At 75.1% G+C, this 16,798-nt stretch carries 13 protein-coding genes; 9 read left to right on the top strand and 4 right to left on the bottom strand.

The features are described from left to right. The first annotated feature begins 57 nt into the window (after nucleotides 1-57). A complete protein-coding gene (locus tag D7294_RS10880) occupies nucleotides 58-513 on the top strand; it encodes a tellurite resistance TerB family protein (protein WP_120678644.1) in 456 nt (151 codons plus the stop codon). 304 nt (nucleotides 514-817) lie between these two features. Continuing rightward, nucleotides 818-1,393 carry a TerD family protein gene (locus D7294_RS10885; protein ID WP_120678646.1) on the top strand — a complete coding sequence of 192 codons (576 nt, stop codon included), beginning with the start codon at nucleotides 818-820 and terminating at the stop codon, nucleotides 1,391-1,393. Here D7294_RS10885 and D7294_RS10890 read toward each other — a convergent pair. After that, complete coding sequence (locus D7294_RS10890; RefSeq protein ID WP_120678206.1) at nucleotides 1,369-1,860, bottom strand: OsmC family protein; 492 nt, start codon at nucleotides 1,858-1,860, stop codon at nucleotides 1,369-1,371. The two genes, D7294_RS10885 and D7294_RS10890, sit on opposite strands and share 25 nt — an antisense overlap. A 377-nt stretch (nucleotides 1,861-2,237) precedes the next feature. Here D7294_RS10890 and wrbA point away from each other — a divergent pair, with 377 nt between their 5' ends. The 3 genes from wrbA to D7294_RS10905 all read left to right on the top strand — a co-directional run bounded on the left by wrbA (nucleotide 2,238) and on the right by D7294_RS10905 (nucleotide 4,517). Continuing rightward, complete coding sequence (gene wrbA, locus D7294_RS10895) at nucleotides 2,238-2,855, top strand: NAD(P)H:quinone oxidoreductase (RefSeq protein ID WP_120678208.1); 618 nt, start codon at nucleotides 2,238-2,240, stop codon at nucleotides 2,853-2,855. Between the two features lie 377 nt (nucleotides 2,856-3,232). Beyond that, the gene (locus D7294_RS10900; RefSeq protein WP_120678210.1) at nucleotides 3,233-3,844 is read left to right on the top strand and encodes a histidine phosphatase family protein; all 612 of its coding nucleotides are present in this window, start codon (nucleotides 3,233-3,235) and stop codon (nucleotides 3,842-3,844) included. Between the two features lie 199 nt (nucleotides 3,845-4,043). Next, nucleotides 4,044-4,517: a VOC family protein gene (locus tag D7294_RS10905; RefSeq protein WP_120678212.1), complete on the top strand. Its 474-nt coding sequence runs from the start codon at nucleotides 4,044-4,046 to the stop codon at nucleotides 4,515-4,517. Between the two features lie 77 nt (nucleotides 4,518-4,594). Here D7294_RS10905 and D7294_RS10910 read toward each other — a convergent pair whose 3' ends face one another. Next, the gene (locus tag D7294_RS10910; RefSeq protein WP_241562265.1) at nucleotides 4,595-6,232 is read right to left on the bottom strand and encodes an FAD-binding oxidoreductase; all 1,638 of its coding nucleotides are present in this window, start codon (nucleotides 6,230-6,232) and stop codon (nucleotides 4,595-4,597) included. 1,070 nt (nucleotides 6,233-7,302) lie between these two features. Between D7294_RS10910 and D7294_RS10915 the strand changes: the two genes are divergently transcribed. Together D7294_RS10915 and D7294_RS10920 are read left to right on the top strand one after the other, a co-directional pair. Further along, the gene (locus D7294_RS10915; protein ID WP_147450814.1) at nucleotides 7,303-8,037 is read left to right on the top strand and encodes a hypothetical protein; all 735 of its coding nucleotides are present in this window, start codon (nucleotides 7,303-7,305) and stop codon (nucleotides 8,035-8,037) included. A 4-nt stretch (nucleotides 8,038-8,041) separates the two neighbouring features. Beyond that, nucleotides 8,042-8,701: a hypothetical protein gene (locus D7294_RS10920; RefSeq protein WP_120678216.1), complete on the top strand. Its 660-nt coding sequence runs from the start codon at nucleotides 8,042-8,044 to the stop codon at nucleotides 8,699-8,701. A gap of 162 nt (nucleotides 8,702-8,863) precedes the next feature. Here the strand turns inward: D7294_RS10920 and D7294_RS33695 are convergent, their stop codons facing one another. Beyond that, complete coding sequence (locus D7294_RS33695; protein WP_120678218.1) at nucleotides 8,864-9,502, bottom strand: hypothetical protein; 639 nt, start codon at nucleotides 9,500-9,502, stop codon at nucleotides 8,864-8,866. Nucleotides 9,503-9,727: 225 nt separating this feature from the next. Between D7294_RS33695 and D7294_RS10930 the strand changes: the two genes are divergently transcribed. Then, nucleotides 9,728-14,725 carry a P-loop NTPase gene (locus D7294_RS10930; protein WP_120678220.1) on the top strand — a complete coding sequence of 1,666 codons (4,998 nt, stop codon included), beginning with the start codon at nucleotides 9,728-9,730 and terminating at the stop codon, nucleotides 14,723-14,725. Between the two features lie 15 nt (nucleotides 14,726-14,740). Here D7294_RS10930 and D7294_RS10935 read toward each other — a convergent pair whose 3' ends face one another. Beyond that, nucleotides 14,741-15,670 carry an NmrA/HSCARG family protein gene (locus tag D7294_RS10935; RefSeq protein ID WP_120678222.1) on the bottom strand — a complete coding sequence of 310 codons (930 nt, stop codon included), beginning with the start codon at nucleotides 15,668-15,670 and terminating at the stop codon, nucleotides 14,741-14,743. Between the two features lie 354 nt (nucleotides 15,671-16,024). Between D7294_RS10935 and D7294_RS10940 the strand changes: the two genes are divergently transcribed. After that, nucleotides 16,025-16,636, top strand: coding sequence for a TetR/AcrR family transcriptional regulator (locus D7294_RS10940; RefSeq protein ID WP_241562267.1), 612 nt, complete (start codon nucleotides 16,025-16,027; stop codon nucleotides 16,634-16,636). Nucleotides 16,637-16,798 lie beyond the last annotated feature (162 nt).

Consider the following 16,798-nt stretch of genomic DNA (forward strand, 5'->3'; position numbering starts at 1 on the left):
GAAGCGCCATCCCGCCCCGGCCGAAGACGAGACAGACGAGACGACGGAGTGATGGGCATGGCCCTGTGGGACCGCATCAAGGAGTCGGCGTCCACGATGCAGACGCAGCTCAACGCCAAGAAGAACGACCTGAAGAGCGGCGCCTTCCGCGATGCGAGCATGGCGATGTGCGCGCTGGTGGCGGCGGCCGACGGCTCGATCGACATCACCGAGCGCCGCCGGGTGGCCCAGCTGATCGCCTCCAACGAGGTGCTCCAGAACTTCCAGGCGGACGATCTCCAGCGGCGTTTCGAGGCCAACCTCGACAAGCTGGTCGCGGACTTCGAGTTCGGCAAGGTCGGCGTGCTGCAGGAGATCGCCAAGGCGAAGAAGAAGCCGGCCGAGGCCCGGGCGGTGGTCCAGATCGGCATCGTGATCGGCGGCGCCGACGGCAACTTCGACCAGACGGAACGCGGCGTGGTCCGCGAGGCCTGCTTCGCCCTGGGCCTCCCGCCCGCCGAGTTCGACCTCTGAGCCGAAGCAGCCGGCCGCGGGCGGGCGGCCCGGCGCACCGCCGCGCCGGGAGTGCCGCCCTCCCGCGGGCCGCCCGGGCCCGTCGGCCCGCTTTCCCGGCCGCCGCGCCTCGGTGTCCCCGGGGCCGTGGCCGGTCCCGGGCCGTGGCCGGTGTCGGGGCGCGGCCGGTGTCGGGGCGCGGGGCGGTGGCCGAGGGGCCGGCGTCCCTGTCGGTGCGGCCCTGTAGATTGCCGGACACAGGCATTCGAGACGCGTCGGCCGGGGGCGTCCTTGCCGCCCGCGGCGCGAGAAAGGCAGGGTGACGGTGGGAGTCTCGCTATCCAAGGGCGGCAACGTCTCGCTGACCAAGGAGGCCCCGGGGCTGACCGCGGTGCTCGTCGGCCTGGGCTGGGACGTGCGCACGACCACGGGCGCCGACTACGACCTCGACGCCAGCGCGCTGCTGCTCGGCGACTCGGGCAAGGTGCTCTCCGACAGCCATTTCGTCTTCTACAACAACCTGACCAGCCCCGACGGCTCGGTCGAGCACACCGGCGACAACCTGACCGGTGAGGGCGAGGGCGACGACGAGGTGATCAAGGTGAACCTGGCGGCCGTTCCGCCCGAGGTCACCAGGATCGTCTTCCCGGTCTCCATCCACGAGGCCACCGCGCGGGGGCAGAGCTTCGGCCAGGTGCGGAACGCCTTCATCCGCGTGGTCAACCAGTCCGGCGGCGCGGAGATCGCCCGCTACGACCTGAGCGAGGACGCGGCCACCGAGACCGCGATGATCTTCGGTGAGCTGTACCGGCGCGACACGGAGTGGAAGTTCCGCGCGGTGGGCCAGGGGTACGCCTCGGGGCTGGCCGGCATCGCTCAGGACTTCGGCGTCAACGTCTGAGCCGCCCCGTGGCCGCCGGGCCGGCCGGCGGCCACCACCGGCGTTCCCTCGCGCACCGCGCGGGTGACCGGGGTGCGTTCCGCGATGTCGAGCAGCCGCGCGCGCTGGGCCTCGCCGAGGGTGCCGAGCAGGTCGATCCGCCGGGTGATGCGGTGCGCGCCGCCGGGGCCCTCCTCGTAGGCGAGGTGCACGCGGACCCCTTCGAGCGGCCAGCCCTTGCGGCCCGCGTACATGCGCAGCGTGATGGCGGTGCAGGAGCCGAGCGCGGAGAGCAGCAGGCCGATCGGGCTCGGGGCGGTGTCGGCGCCGCCCACGGACTTGGGCTCGTCCGCCGCGAGCGGATGCCGCCCCGCGCGGATCTCCACGCGGTAGTCGGCCGCCGTGCTGGTGGCGATCGCCGCCGTCTTCCTGGTGTATCCCGCCTGCGTGGCGCGGTCGGCGCCGGCGGCTTCCCCGGGTGTGCCCATCCTCGTTCTCCCCTTCCGCGGGGCCGCGGCCCCTTGGTGACCGGCCCCGTCCGCGACCGCTCCCTACCGGCCCTGTCCGCGACCGCTCCCGACCGTTCCTGACCGCTCCCGTCCGCGACCGGCCCTGTCCGAGACCGGCCCTCTTCCCTACCGGCCCCGTCCGCGACCGGCCCGGTCCCGGCCGGCCGCCTCCGTGCCGACCGGCAGGGGGTTCCCCGCGGCGGGGCCCGGCATGCCACGGCGGCCCCGCGAGCCGGGCCGCACCCATATAGTTTATGCTTCAACGTCTGGTGCGGGAGATCCGCACCGGCCCGCCGCCACCGCCACCGGCGGCCCGCCGTGAACGCGCGCACGTGAACGAGAGGGAGCCCAAGCCCATGAGCACGCCCGTCAAGCTCGCCGTCATCTACTACTCCTCGACCGGCTTCAACGCCGAGATCGCCGGCGAGGTCGCCGATGCCGCCAGGAAGCAGGGCGCGGAGGTGCGCCTGCTCAAGGTCGCCGAACTCGCCCCGCAGAGCGCCATCGAGTCCAACGAGGCCTGGGCCGCCCACGCCGCCGCCACCGCGGACGTGCCGGAGGCCACCCAGGACGACGTGGTGTGGGCGGACGCCGTGATCTTCGGCTCGCCGACCCGCTTCGGCAACATCTCCTCGCAGCTGAAGCAGTTCCTCGACACGCTGGGCGGCGCCTGGGCGCAGGGCCTGCTCGCCGACAAGGTCTACAGCGGCTTCGTCACCACGGCCACCCGGCACGGCGGCCAGGAGTCCACGCTCCTCGCCCTGTACAACTCCTTCCACCACTTCGGCGGCGTGGTCGTGGCCCCCGGCTACACCGACCCGGTGAAGTTCGTCGACGGCAACCCCTACGGCACCTCGCACGTCGACGCCCAGGGCGGCAACCCGATCGGCGACGAGACCCGCAACGCCGCCCGCCACCAGGCCGAGCGCGTCGTGCGGATAGCCGCCGCCCTCAAGCGCGGCCTCGCCGCCTGAGCCGCCGAGAAGGCGCGGCGGACCGCGGCCCGGCCGCCGCGCCCCTCGGCCCCCCCGGGGTGCGGTCGGCCCCCGCGGCACCTCCGGCGTTCCCGGCGCCCGTGGCGCGTCCCCGGCGCCCCCACCCGCGCGCCGCACCGGCGACGCGCGGGCGGCGGGCCGTTCCCCGGCCCGGGCGCCCGTCCGCCAGGCTGCTGGGTACACGCCACGCCGCGCGCGCCGGCGCGCCGGAGCACCCCCCGGCGCGCCGGCCGGGCGCGCGGCGACCCGACGAAAGGAGCCGGCGGCGGCCATGAACCGCAGGAACGCAGCACCCACCGGCGCCTCTTCGGCCGCGCGCGGCCGGACGCGCCCCACTCCCACGCGGCAGGCCCGCCGTGGGTGAACTGATCCTGGTCCGGCACGGCGAGACCGAGTGGAGCGCCACGCACCGGCACACCAGCTACACCGATCTGCCCCTCACCCGGCACGGCGAGGAACAGGCCAGGTCCGTGGCGCCCCTGCTGGCCGGCCGCCGCATCGCCCGCGTCCTCAGCAGCCCGCTGCGCCGGGCGCTGCGCACCGCGGAGCTCGCCGGGCTCCCGGAACCCGAGCCCGACCCCGACCTGCACGAGTGGGACTACGGCGGGTACGAGGGCATCACCACCGAGGACATCCACCGGGAGCGCCCGCGGTGGGACCTGTGGACCGACGGCGTTCCGCCGGGGCCGGAGGGGCACCCCGGCGAGCGCCCCGAGGAGGTCGGCGCCCGCGCGGACCGGGTGCTCGCCCGGCTGGCCCCGCTCCTCGACGAGGGCCGGGAGGGCGAGCGGAGCGGCGACGTGGTCCTGGTGGGCCACGCGCACTTCCTGCGGGTGCTCACCGCCCGCCGCCTGGGCCTGCCGCCCGCGGCCGGGGCGCTGTTCCTGCTCGACACCGGAACGGTCAGCCGGCTCGGCCTCGAACACCACCGCCCGGTGATCACCGCCTGGAACGCCGGCCGGCCCTGAGGGAAGCGGCCCGCCGGGGCGGGAGGAGCCGCCGGGGCGGGAGGGGCGGCCGCGCCGGGCGGGGCCGCCCGGCCGATCCGGGGCGGAAGGCGGCCGGGGCCCGCGCCGCGGGAAGTGGGGCTCGCCGCGCCGATGAGTTCCGGGCGGGAGGCGGGTCTCAGCATGCAGGGAGCACGCCACTCGACCCGAGGAGCACACCATGTCCCGCATCACGCCCACCCTCTGGTTCGACGACCGGGGCGAGGAGGCCGCGCGTTTCTACGTCTCGGTCTTCCCGAACTCCGGGATCACGCGGATCACCCGCTACACCGGCGCGGGCCCCCGCCCCGAAGGCGCGGTGATGACCGTGGACTTCACCCTGGACGGGCAGCCGTACACGGCGCTCAACGGCGGCCCCGAGTTCACCTTCAACGAGGCGATCTCGCTGTCGGTGAGCTGCGCGGACCAGCGGGAGGTCGACCACTACTGGGCCGCGCTCTCCGAGGGCGGCGAGGAGGGCCCCTGCGGCTGGCTGAAGGACAGGTTCGGCCTCTCCTGGCAGGTGGTGCCGAAGGAGATGGAGGAGCTGCTGGCGGACGAGGACCGGGAGCGCGCCGGGCGCGCGATGGCGGCCATGCTGAAGATGGGCAAGCTGGACGTCGCCGCGCTGCGGGCCGCGGCGGACGGCGCCTGAGCCGGCCGCGCCCCCGATCGGCGGCCGGCCCGGCGCCGGCGGCCCCGGACCGGGTCCGGGGCGCCGGGGGGAGGGTCCTAGGACGGCAGCCGCACCGACTGGGCGTGACGGAAGAAGTCGGTCGGGTCGTAGGCCTTCTTGACCTGCTGCAGGCGCGGGTAGTTCTCGCCCCAGTAGAGCGTGTACCAGGGCACGCCGGAGGTGTTGTACGCGGGGTCGGCGATGTCGGTGTCGGGGTTGTTGACATAGCACCCGTCGAACCGGTCGCCGGGCACCGGGTAGCCGCCGGTGTCCGCGAAGACCGCCGCGTACAGCTCACGCAGCCAGGTCAGGTTGGCCTCGTCCTCGGCCGGCGAGGTCCACTGGGCCTCGAACTCGGCGAAGAGCACCTCGTCCCGGTGGGCGGTGGCGGTGGCGGTCCTGGAGAGCTCGTTCATCCGGCCGCCGGCGCCCGCGATCTGGGCGAAGGAGTTCGCGTTGGAGTAGTCGGTGCGCAGCAACTGCTGGTAGATCGTGGCCAGTTGGTCGTCGGTGAAGCCCGTCTTCGTCCAGACGGTCTTGATGGCGCTGCGCAGGGAGGGGTCCATCATCGAGGTGGCCGCGCTGATCGGCAGCAGCTTGCTCGCCGTCAGCCAGGCCAGGGGGCGGCCGGCGAAGGGGGTGGTGATGCCGGTGCCCGCGGTGATCTCGGCCCCGTAGTCGGCGAGGAAGCCTGCGGCGTCCGGCAGCCCGCCGTCGACCTGGGTGACCAGGGCCATGCCGCCGCCGGCCCGCTGCCTGGCCAGGATGATGCCGGAGAGGCCGAGTGCGTCGCTGCCCGGCTCGCTGTTGTTCCGGTACCAGTCGGTGTAGTTGTTCAGCAGCCGCACGAACTGGTCCTCGGACAGCGTCGCCCAGGGCACGGCGACCGAGCTGAGCAGCACGCTCTTCGGCGGGGCAGGCAGCTGGGCGGCCGGGTCGGAGCCGGCGGCGTCGGGGGAGCGGAACCAGTAGCGGGTGATGACGCCGAAGCTGCCGCCGCCGCCACCGGAGATCGCCCACCACAGGTCGTGGTTCGTGTCGCTCGCGTTGCGGCAGGCCACCACGGTGCGGGCGCGGCGCCTGCTGTCCACCACGACCACCTCGACGGCCGAGATGTAGTCGGCGACCAGGCCGTGCTGCCGGGTCAGCAGGCCGAAGCCGCCGCCCGTGGCGTGGCCGCCGATGCCGACGGAGGGGCAGACCCCGCCGGGGAGGGTGACGCCGAAGTCCCGGTAGAGGGTCTCGTAGATCTGCCCGAGCTGGGCGCCGGCCTCGATGCAGAACGCCCGGCGGCTCGCGTCGTACGAGATCCGGTTCATGGTGGAGAGGTCGATCACGACCTGGGTCTGCGCGTTGTAGACGAAGTCCGCGAAGCAGTGCCCGCCGCTGCGCACCGACACCCGCTTCCCTGCGCTCGCGGCCTCCTGCACGACCTGGAGCACCTGTTCCGTGCTGCTCACCAGGCGCACCGCCTCGGGCTGCGCCACCCACCGCTGGTTGATGCCGCGGACCAGCTCCTCGTAACGGGCGTCGTCCGCGGTGACGCTCACCGGGCTGGGCAGCGTGCCGCCCTCCAGGGGGCGGAAGCCGGACTCGGCCGCCGTCGCGCGGGACGCGGCGGCCCCGGCAAGTGCCGCCCCGCCGGCGGCGCCCACCCCGCCCTTGATGACGCTGCGTCTGTTGATGCCTGCCATGTCGTACCTCCGTGAGCTTCGCTGTGAAACCGTCCCCGCGGGATGCGGGCGGCGCCCGCGCGCCGCCCGCCGACTGCCGCGGGGCGGGCGCCTGGTGAGGGATCGGGCGCCCGCCGGCCGCCCCCGTGCCGAGGCACGCGGGCACGCCGGGAACGCGTGCCTGACTGTGTGGTGAACCTGGTGAGGAAGCGCTGGGACAACGCCGGCCAGGCGGGGCCGTGGGTGGCCGCCGGATGCCGGGCGCCTGCCGTGAAACGCCGGGAGTACCGCCGAAGGAACCGCCGAGTGCACCGCCGAGAAAAGCCGTCGGGAACAACGTCAGAAAGAACCGCGGAACGAACCGCAGAACGCGCGGGTGAACGCATCGGTGAACGAGCCGGACGAGGCCCTGCGGAAAGTCCCGCCGAACGAGCGCGGAAAAGGAAGGGGAAAAGATAGGAAAGGGGGAAGGCGGGAAAGGGAAGTCGGAGGGGCCGGGGGATCGGGGGCGGCCCGGGCGCCGTCACGGCCCCGCCGGCGCCGGGCGGACCGCGCTCAGCCGGGCGTGGGCGGCCCGCATGTCACGCCGGGGAGAACGGGCGGGCGGGAGTACGGGATTGCCCGCGGAACGCCCCACCGGCGCCGCGCCGCCTGCGTCTCCCAGCTCACCGAAACTCCCCCCTGCCTACGGACGAGAAAAGGCGCCGTCCCACGTGCCCGAGAGTGCATACTCGCCACATCCGCACGGCGTGAGCACGTTATGAGCGCGCCTCCGCAAACGTCAACCAGTCGTCCACGCAATGCCCCCACGCCCCGCCCCCGGCGCGCGCCTCGGGCACCGTCGCCCGCCTCCCGCCCGGCGCCTGACCTGCACGGCTCCCGGAAAAGCCGGTGACATTGCCGGCCCGGGGCGCGCTAAGTAAACATAAAGCGAAGCTGAATCACGCGTTCATCATCTTCACGTCCGTCAACGCCCGCGGTCCGGCGCGGGGTTCGGCGGCGGCGGGGGCCCCACGTTTGGCGCGGCGGGTGAGGGTAACAGCGAAGTAACGACAACCCGGCACGAGGGATCTCTGCGAAGGGGAAGTCGCATGACGACAGTAGTGATCATCATCCTGGCCGTGGTCGTCCTCGCCCTGCTCGCGCTGCTGCTCGCGCCGTCCGCGAACCCCGCGGCGGCCGGCAGACTGCAGCGCCGCTTCGGCCCCGAGTACGACCGGACCGTGGCCAGGCACCACGGCGACACCAGGGCGGCGAGGAAGGACCTGGCGGAACGCCTGCGCAGGCACGGCGGGCTGCACACCCGGGCGCTGGGCGCGGAGGAGCGGGAGCGCTACCACCGGCGCTGGGCCGGGGTCCAGGAGAGGTTCGTGGACTCGCCGGGCGGCGCCGTGGCCGAGGCGGACCACGTGCTGACCCAGCTCATCCACGACCGCGGCTACCCGGCCGACGCCTACGAGGAGCGGATCTCCGCGCTGTCCGTGCACCATCCGCGGCACGTCGAGGGCTACCGGAGGGTCCACGCCCTCGCGGGGCGGGAACCGGCGGACGGCTCGGTGACGGAGGAGCTGCGCGCGGCCGTGGTCTCCGCCCGCGCGCTGTTCGAGGACCTGCTCAGCCCGCAGCCGCAGGACGAGAAGGACCGGCAGGACCGGCCCGAGCGCCGGACGGCCAGGCTGCTTCGGCCCCGTGGCCGCGGCGAGCGCGCGGCGGCGTCCGGGGCGCAGGCCCGCCCGCAGGCCGGGGAGGGCGCGGCGGGCCAGGAGGCCACGCCGCCCGCTCGGGACTCCGGCGCCGGCCGGGCCGCAACGGGCCGGGAGGCGTGAGGAGATGAGCGCACACACGCGGGGCGCGGGCAGGGAGCGGCCCGGCACCGGGCAGGCCCCCGGCACCGGCACCCGGTCCGGCGCGGAGAGCGAGCCCGGGCCCGGCGGGCGGTCCGCCCCACCGGGCGAGGCGGCCACGGGCCCGGGCGGCGCCGCCGCGGAAACCGGCGGCGATGCGGCGGAGACGGGCGGCGGCGTCACGGAGACGGGCGGCGTCGCCAAGACGGGCCGCGGGGCGGCAGGAGAGACGGGCCGCGGGGCGGCGTGGACGAGCCGTGCGGCCGGGGCGGCGGAGGCCGTGCCGGGCGAGGCCGCCGGCCCGGCGGCGGGCGCCGAAGTCCCGCGGCCCGCCGCGGGAGCGGCCGGGGAGGGCAGCCTCCTCCCGGCGGCCGAGGCGGCGCGGCTGCGGGCGAGCCTGCGGCGGGCCGTCGTCGGCTTCGTCGACGGACCGGCCCAGGCGGTGGTCGAGGCCGACGCCGTCCTGGAGTCCGCCGTGACCCACCTGACCGAAGCCCTGCGGGAACGCCGGCTGGCGCTGCGCACGGCCTGGCAGGCGGAGTCGGCGGAGTTCGGCGACGGCGCCCTCGGCGCCCTGGGCACCGAGGAGGCCCGGCAGTTGCTCCTCGACTACCGCGACACCACCGAGCGCCTGCTGGGCGCCTGAGGCGGCGCCGCGCGGGCGGCCCCTCTCAACCCGGCGGTCCCGGTGCCCCACACACCGGGACCGCCGCACGCGCGCCGGCGCGCCCGGCCCGGCCTCCCCCGCCGGCCCGCCCGGCCCGCCCCGTGTGCCCCACGGCCCCGTCTTGCGCAACTCCCCGCCCGGCTACGCGCCTTCGCCACCGCCGGGACCCTCGCCGCCGCCGGGGCCTTCGCCCGCGTCCTCGCCGCCGATGCCGAGGTCGCGCCGCATCTCGCCGCGCAACTCCCGGATCAGGCCCCGGGCCGCCTCCAGGTGGGCCCGGACCGCCTCCGGGCCGTCCCCGGCGCGGCCCGCGCCGCCGCCCAGCCGCTTGACGACGCCGTAGGCCGAGCTGAGCCTGCGGTTCGCGGCCACCGCCGCCGCCAGCACCGCGTCCGGCACGATCAGCTGCGCCTCCGCGTACGAGGCCAGGTACCCGGCGCGCACCTCGTCGAGTTCGCCCGTCGGCACCCCGGGCACCCCAGGACCGCCCGGCGCCCCAGGACCGCCCGGCGCTGCGGGCTCCCCCGCCTCGGGCGGCAGGTGCTGAAGCGCCTCCCTGAGGGCGGCGAAGTAGCGGCGGGCCGCCTGGTTCAGCGAGACGTAGGCGGCGCGCCGCAGCTCAAGCTCCCGCTCCCGGGCCCTGGCCGTCTCCTCCGCGCGCCGCCTGCGCTCCGTCTCCCGCCGCTCCAGCGCGAGCGCGCGCTCGCCGCTGCGCTGGGTCAGCCAGGTGGCGCAGAGCGTCCCGCACACCCCGATCACCGCGGCGATCAGTGCCTCCACGGACGGCTCCCTCCCCTCCCGCACGCCGGCGCCCGGGAGCGTACCCAGGCGCGAGCCGATTGCCGCGCGCCCCTCACCCCCGGGCCGAAGACCGGTCGCCCGTACGGCAGTTGAGCCCGCCGGGCGACCGCGGTCCCCATTGTCCCGCCCGTCCCCCTCGCGATACCCCGCCTTCCCTCTTCACAGGGAGTAACGCCCGTGCCTTCGTTCGGTAATCTGGGAAGCATGCATCGCGACCCGGCGAGCGGCGAGGGGGACCCCGGCCGCGACCTCCTGGACTCCGCCCTCAGGCTGCTGCGCAGCGACTTACCGAGGGCGAGCACCGTCCGCGTGGTGAAATCCCTCGCCGGCGGCTACTCGGACGCCCGCGTCGTGCTCTGCGACATCGGCAGCGTCCCGGGCCGGGACGCCGACGGCGCGCTCAACGGCCAGTACATCCTCAAGGCCGGCTTCTCGACGCGGCGGCCCCAGGCCGCGGCGCACGGCGCGTTCACCGAGCCCCTCGGCGAGTTCGGCCGCACCCGGGTCCCGCGGCTGGCCTACTCCCTGCAGGACTCGGGCACCAGCCTCGACGTCTACGACATCGCCGGCTTCAGCCTCGACCGGGTCCGCTCCGCCGATCACGTGGACGCCGAGGACCGCGAGGAGGTCTGCGCCCGGGCCTCCCGCCAGCTGCTCCGCGCCCAGCTGGACGCCGCGGGGCCGCCCGGCTACCAGGGCAGTGTCGGCACGGTCCTGCGCGAATGGCTCGGCGAGGACTTCCCCGGCAACCAGCGCGGCGCCCGGGTCCGCGAGGCCGCCGCCCAACTCGACGGCGGCGGCCGGGTCTTCCGCTACGAGGGCGAGCTCCTGCCGAACCCGCTGGTCCTCTTCGACCCGGCGCTCGGCATCGCCGACGCCCCCCTGCCCTGCTTCCGCGGCCCCACCCACGGCGACCTCCACCTGCGCAACCTCCTGGTCCGCGGCTCGCTGCCGACCCGCGACCTGGCGTACTGGCTGATCGACGTCAGCTGGGACGCCCCCGCCCCGCTGCTCTACGACCACGCCTATCTGGAGCTGTCCGCGCTGCTTTTCGGGCTCGGCACCTCCACCAGCGGCCGGGTGCTGCCGGTGCTCGCCAGGCTCGACGACGAGAGCCTCACCGTCCCCGTCGAGCTCGACCTCAACGACGTGGGCCTGGTCACCCTGCTGCGCCGGATACGCGGCGAGGCGGCGGCCGTGCTGGAGGAGCGCGAGGCCAAGCGGGTCGACGTCTGGCGGCGCCAGCTGCTCATCGCCAGGATCGCCGCCGGGCTCAACTGGGCGGCCAAGCCCCTGGACGACCTGGCGCTGCGCCGCGCGGCCCTGATCAGCGCGGGCTGGGCGGCCCGCCTGCTGCTGCGCGAGAGCCACCCCGCGCAGTGGGTCGAGCTGGCCAGGGGGGAGCGCCTGAGCACCGTGGGCCTGGCGACCGGCGCCAGCGCCACGCCGGTGACCGCCGAGGAGGCGCTGCGCCGCTGGCGCCCGTTCCACCAGGCCGGCGGCGCCATGGACCTGTTCCTCGTCGCCGACGCGGTGGCGGGCAAGCCGGAGCTGGCGGCCCTCGCGCACTGCGGCTGGTCCGCGGTGATCGACCTCGACCCGGACAGCGACGAGAGCGGCCTCGCCGGCGTCGTCCGGCCCGAGCTGGCAGAACGCCGCCACGTCAGCATGTTCGGCGCCAACCGCCCCCAGGTGCCGCCGGCCGGCGCGACGAGCTGGCTGATGGCGGCGGGCTGGCACTCCCGGGACGAGCCGGCCGCCGAGTCCGACGCCGACTGGCGCCGCGGCGGCCACCTCCAGCGGGTGCGGCGGCTGGTCGACGACACCCACGAGGGCACCCCGCACCAGGCCGCGGCCGTGCTCTGCCTGCGCTCGGGCCGGCGCGACCGGGAGATCGACCGCGTCGCCGAGTACATCGACGAGCGGTACGGCGGCATCGCCGTCCGCCTCGACCTGGCCCAGGCCCCGGCGGTGGGCGGCATCGACCTGGACGCCTTCTTCAGCGTGGTCGCCGAGTCCCTGCCGCCCGCGGACCGTTCGGCGATGCCCTCCCTGCCCGCCCTGGACGGCGGGCGATGGCACCTCAGCTGGTCCGACCTGCACCGCCTCTCGGTCGACCTGGAGGTCCTGCACTCGGAGATCCTTTCCGACAGCCAGTCCTCCGCCCAGCCGAGGGACGGGTTCTGGCGCGGCCGCCCGCCCACCTGGCAGGAGCTGGAGGCGCGGGTGGACGTGGCGCGCAGCGCCTACCCCAGCCTGCTGGAGGAGATCGAGCAGCGCCTCGGCGACCACCAGCTCGCCACCGTCCGGCTCAACCACTCCCCCGGCGCGGGCGGCACGACCCTCGCCCGCCGCGTCGCCTGGGACCTGCACCGGGCCTACCCGACCGTGCTGCTGCGCACCTACTCGGAGACCACCGCCGACCGCATCGACGAGATCTACCAGGAGACCGGCCGGCCGGCCCTGGTCGTCGCCGAGTCCGCCGTCCTGCCCGAGTACGACTGCGACGAGCTGACCCACTCCCTCGCACAGCGCAACACCAGGGCCGTCCTGCTGTGGGTCAACCGCACCAACGTGGCCCGGGACCGCAGGCAGGGGACGCACCAGGTGGTCGACCCCCTGAGGTCCCCGGAGCGAGAGCGGTTCCTCGACGAGTTCCGGCGCCGCGCCACCACCGACCGGGCCAGGCAGCGGCTCGACGACTTCGCCGCGGGCACCGCGAACGTCGTGGCCGCACAGGAGCTTTCGCCGTTCTTCTTCGGCCTGTGCGTCTACGAGGAGCGTTTCGAGGGCATCGCCTCCTACGTCCGCAACCACCTCGCCGAGCTGAGCCCCCGGCAGAAGGAGCTCGCCCGGCACCTGGCTCTCATCACCCGCTACGGCCAGGAGGCCGGGCTGCCCGTCGACATGGTCGAGTCGTGGATGGGGCGCGAGCGCCCCCGCTTCGCCGAGCTCTCCGAGGCGGATTTGCACGACCTCCTCGGCCCCGACCTGCGCCACCTGGTCGTCGCCAGGGGCCGGACCCTGCGGCTGCTGCACCCGCTGATCGCCGAGGAGGTGCTCAAGGGGGAGGCGGACGGGGCGCGGTACAGCCTCGGCCAGATCTCCGTGGACTTCATCAGGAAGACGACCGAGTACCTCGGCCCGGACAACAGCACCACGGCCTTCCTCCTCAACGAGCTGTTCATCCGCCGCACCAGCTGGTCGCCCGAGAAGCGGAAGGCGGACAACTTCTCCGAGCTGGTCGAGAGCATGCCGGAGGAGGCCGGCGCCCGGGTGTTCGAGCAGCTCACCGAGCAGTGCCCGAACAACGCCCACTTCTGGAACCACCGCGGCAGGTACGACATCTACAAGGTGCGGGCGGACTTCGGCCGCGCGGAGGGCTACGTCCTCAAGGCGGTCGAGAAGTCCAAGGGCCGCGACGCCACGCACCTGCACACGCTCGGCATGGTCCGCAGGTTCTGGATCGAGAACGAGCTCAAGGAGCTCGCCAGGGACGGCGGGAAGCACACGCCCGAGGAGCTGCTCGCCTCCGTGGAGCCGCTGTTCGACCGGGCGATGGAGGCGTTTGCCGACGCCGCCAGGCACCAGCGGAACACCGACTACACCTGGTCGACCCCGATCCAGCTGATCGCCCACGTCGTGGAGCGCCTGTGGCGCGCCTCGGGCGAGGGCAGCTTCGCGGACTTCGTCGCGGGCAACGCGCCCTCGGCGCTGTGGGCCACCGAGCAGCTCGCCCGCGCCGAGGAGCTTCTGGACAACCTCCGCAACACCAACGCGGAGGGCAAGTACTACCACCTCCTCAACAACCAGCTGACCGAGCTGTACGGGGACATCGAGCGGCTCGTCGAGCAGTGGCAGGAGCTCAGGCGCCGCGGCCGGCAGCACCCGGAGGTCGACCTCGCGATCGCCCGCACCCTGTACGCCCAGTCCGGGCGCGACTGGTCGCGGATCTCGGAGGAACAGGCCCGCACCATAGCCGAGATGGTGGAGGGGTCGGTCACCAGCGGCCGGGCCACGGACGCCGACCTCAGGCTGTGGTTCCAGTCCTACCGCAGGCTGCCCGAGTACAGCGAGACGAACGCCATGGAGCGGCTGGGCTGGTTCGCCTCGGAGAAGAACAGCCTGGACGCCAACTACTACCTGTACATCCTGCACTTCCTCATCTGGCTGCGAGGAGACGCCCGCGACCAGGAGCGCATCCGCTACTACCTGGAGGAGTGCAAGCGCCTGGGCCGCCAGCACCGCAGGCAGTGGAGCTTCGAGTGGCTCGGCAAGGAGTCCCGCCCGCACCCCCTGGTGCACTTCAGCGAGCTGGGCCGCCAGCGTTTCGGGCCCACCAGCTTCTGGAGCCACCCGCAGCCGCTGGCCCGGGTGCGCGGGGTCATCGAGGAGATCCACGGCCCGCAGTCGGGGCGGCTGCGCATCACCAACGGCCGCCTTCCCGCGTTCTTCACCCCGCGCAACCGCTTCCGCGAGACCCGGGACGTCAACGCGGCGGTCGAGTTCTACCTCGGCTTCAGCTACGAGGGCCTGCGCGCCTGGGAGCCCACCTACCCCGGTGAGGTCCCCGAAGCCCTCGCCCAAGCCGAGCCGCTCCGCCCTCCGGCCCCGGCGGCCCCCACCCCCGCCCTCAGCCTCGGCCGCGCGTCCGCCCCCGAGCCCCCCGGGCCCCCCGGGCCCCGAGCTGCCGCACCGGCCGCGCCCGAACCGGCAGCCGCCGCACCGGAGCCGGCCGCGCCCGCCGCCCCCACGCCCACGCCCGCCGCCACGCCCGCGCCCGCGGCCCGGGTCTCCCCGCCCACCACGCCGGCCGCCGCCGAGCCGCCCTCTCCCGTCATACCCGTCACGCCCCCACCGCAGGTCACACCTCCACCGCCGGTCATGTCCCCGCCGCCGCCCGCGGCGCGCCCCCATCGGCCCGACCCGGCGGTGCTGCGGTCCCTGGCCCCGCGGCACAAGGGCCAGGGCACCCCGGAGGACTTCCAGCGCGCGATCCTCGATCTCCTCCAGCGGGCGCGCGCGGGCGGCCGCCCCCTCACCTCCCTCGAACTCGGCGACGCACTCCAGACCCTCTTCGGCCCGGAGAGCTACCGGCGCTTCCGCAGGGAGTGCGGCAGGGGGAAGCTCAGGCGCGCCGTCGAGTCCGTCGGCTTCCGCACCGTCCCCACCCCCCAGGGCTTCGACGTGGACCTGCTGTGAGTCACCGGGTGTGAGTCACCGGGCGGCCGGGCCTGCCCCGGCCGCGGCCTCCCCGCGGAACAGCGCCTCGAACTGTGCCCGGCCCTCCCGCTCCAGCCAGGCGCGGAAGGTGAGCAGCCCCGGGTGCAGCCGCCGCAGGGCCGGGATGTCGGCCTGCCAGCCGCCCCGCTCGTTGGCGAACCGGTATCCGGCGAGCGCGTCGGGGTCCTGTCCCTCCAGGGTCTCGCGCGGAATCGGGCGGTAGGCCACCGGGCCTCCCGTGGCCTCGGTGATCGCCTGGCACACCTGGGGCATGGTCAGCTGGTCACCCGCGAGTTCGAGGCTCAGGCCCAGGTAGGTCTCCGGGTCGCCGAAGGCGAGCGCGGCGAAGGCGCCGATGTCGCGCACGGCGATCAGCTGCACGGGAACCTCCGGCAGGAACACGTCGGTCAGCAGCCCGCCGCGCACTCCGAGCCGCGGGTCCGACTGGTTCTCCATGAACCTCACCGGCCGGAGCACCGTGGCCGGCAGCCCGCGTTCCCTGAGGTGGCGCTCGATGCGCCACTTGCTCTCCCAGCGCCGGATGCCGCTGTCGCGCTCCGCGCCCCCGACCGAGGAGTAGACGAGGTGCCGCACGCCCGCCCGCAGCGCCGCGTCGGCCACGTTGACGCCGAGGCGGACCTCGTCCTCGGGGGTGAACCCGCCGGGAACCCCCCGCTGCCCCATGGTGGGCTGCACGCTGAACACCCCCTCGACGTCCCGCATGGCCGCGTCGAGCGAGGCGGGGTCGTCCATGTCCCCCGGCACCAGCACGGCCCCCGCCGCGGCCAGGGCCCGGGCCGCCGGGGAGTCCTTCCGGCGGACCAGGGCGGAGACCGGGTGCCCCGCGGCGAGCAACTGCTGTGCCACGGCGCCCCCTTGCAGGCCGGTGGCCCCGGTGACGAGCACCGGCCCCCGCCGCGGCACCGGGGACGGCCGCCCGGGACCCGGCGCCGGTTCCGGCCCGGGCCGCGCCCCCGGCCCGGAGTGCCGAGGGGATTCCGGACGCGGACGGGACTCGGCACTCGGAGGGAACTCGGGATGCGGACGGGACTCGGGATGCGGATGCGGCACGGCGGCCTCCTCACAAGAGCGTTCCCGGCCCGCGCGCGCCCCCCGGCGTGCCGCACGGCACGGCCGCACTGGCACGCCCGGGGGGCGCCGGGCAACGGGCAACCGACAAACGGGGACTCTCCCCGCTTTCGTCGGCTAACATACGGGGACCGTCCCCGCTTGACAAGCGGAACCGGGGACGGTCCCCGTTCGACGAGAGGAGGCGCCGTGCCGAAGACCGCGGGCGGCCCGCCGGCGCCCGGGCGCCCGCTGCGCGCGGACGCACGCCGCAACTACGAGCGGCTGCTGGCCGCCGCCCAGGCCACGTTCGCCGAGCACGGCATCGACGCCCCCCTCGACGACATCGCCCGCCGCGCCGGCCTCGGCAACGCCACGCTCTACCGGCACTTCCCGACCCGCCAGGCGCTGCTGGAGGCGGTCCACCGGGACCGCATCGAGGAACTGCTCGCCCAGGCCCGGCAGTTGCTCGACGCCCCCGCGCCGGACGAGGCGCTGATCGCCTGGCTCCGGGCCGTCGCCGGCCACGGCAGCGCCTCCCGGGGCCTGACGGCCACCCTCACGGCCGCCCTCTACGGCGAGGGCGGCAGCTCCTGGTGCCACGGGGAGATCCTGGCCGCGGCCACGGCCCTGCTCGGCCGCGCCCAGCGGGCCGGCACGATCCGCACCGAGGTGACGGCCTCCCACCTGCTCAGGCTGGTGCACGCGATCACCTTCGCCGTCGAGCGGGAGCCGGACGCCGCGGAGCAGGCCCGCACCCTCGTCGGCCTGCTGCTTGACGGCCTGCGCTCCGGGCCGCGCCCGCCGGCGCCCCCCGGCTGACCCCTCCGGCACCGCGCCCCCCTCCACGCGCCCAACAGGCCGCATGCGCAAGGGGTGTTGACACGTTTCGGCGCGCTCCTATCATCGAGAATGTCCGAGCAATCGATCACCATTCGATATATCGGACGACACCCAAGGACGCCACCCCCACCCCCCACCCCG

The organism is Streptomyces hoynatensis (assembly GCF_003626535.1).
In the GTDB taxonomy this organism is placed as follows: Bacteria; Actinomycetota; Actinomycetes; order Streptomycetales; family Streptomycetaceae; genus Streptomyces; species Streptomyces hoynatensis.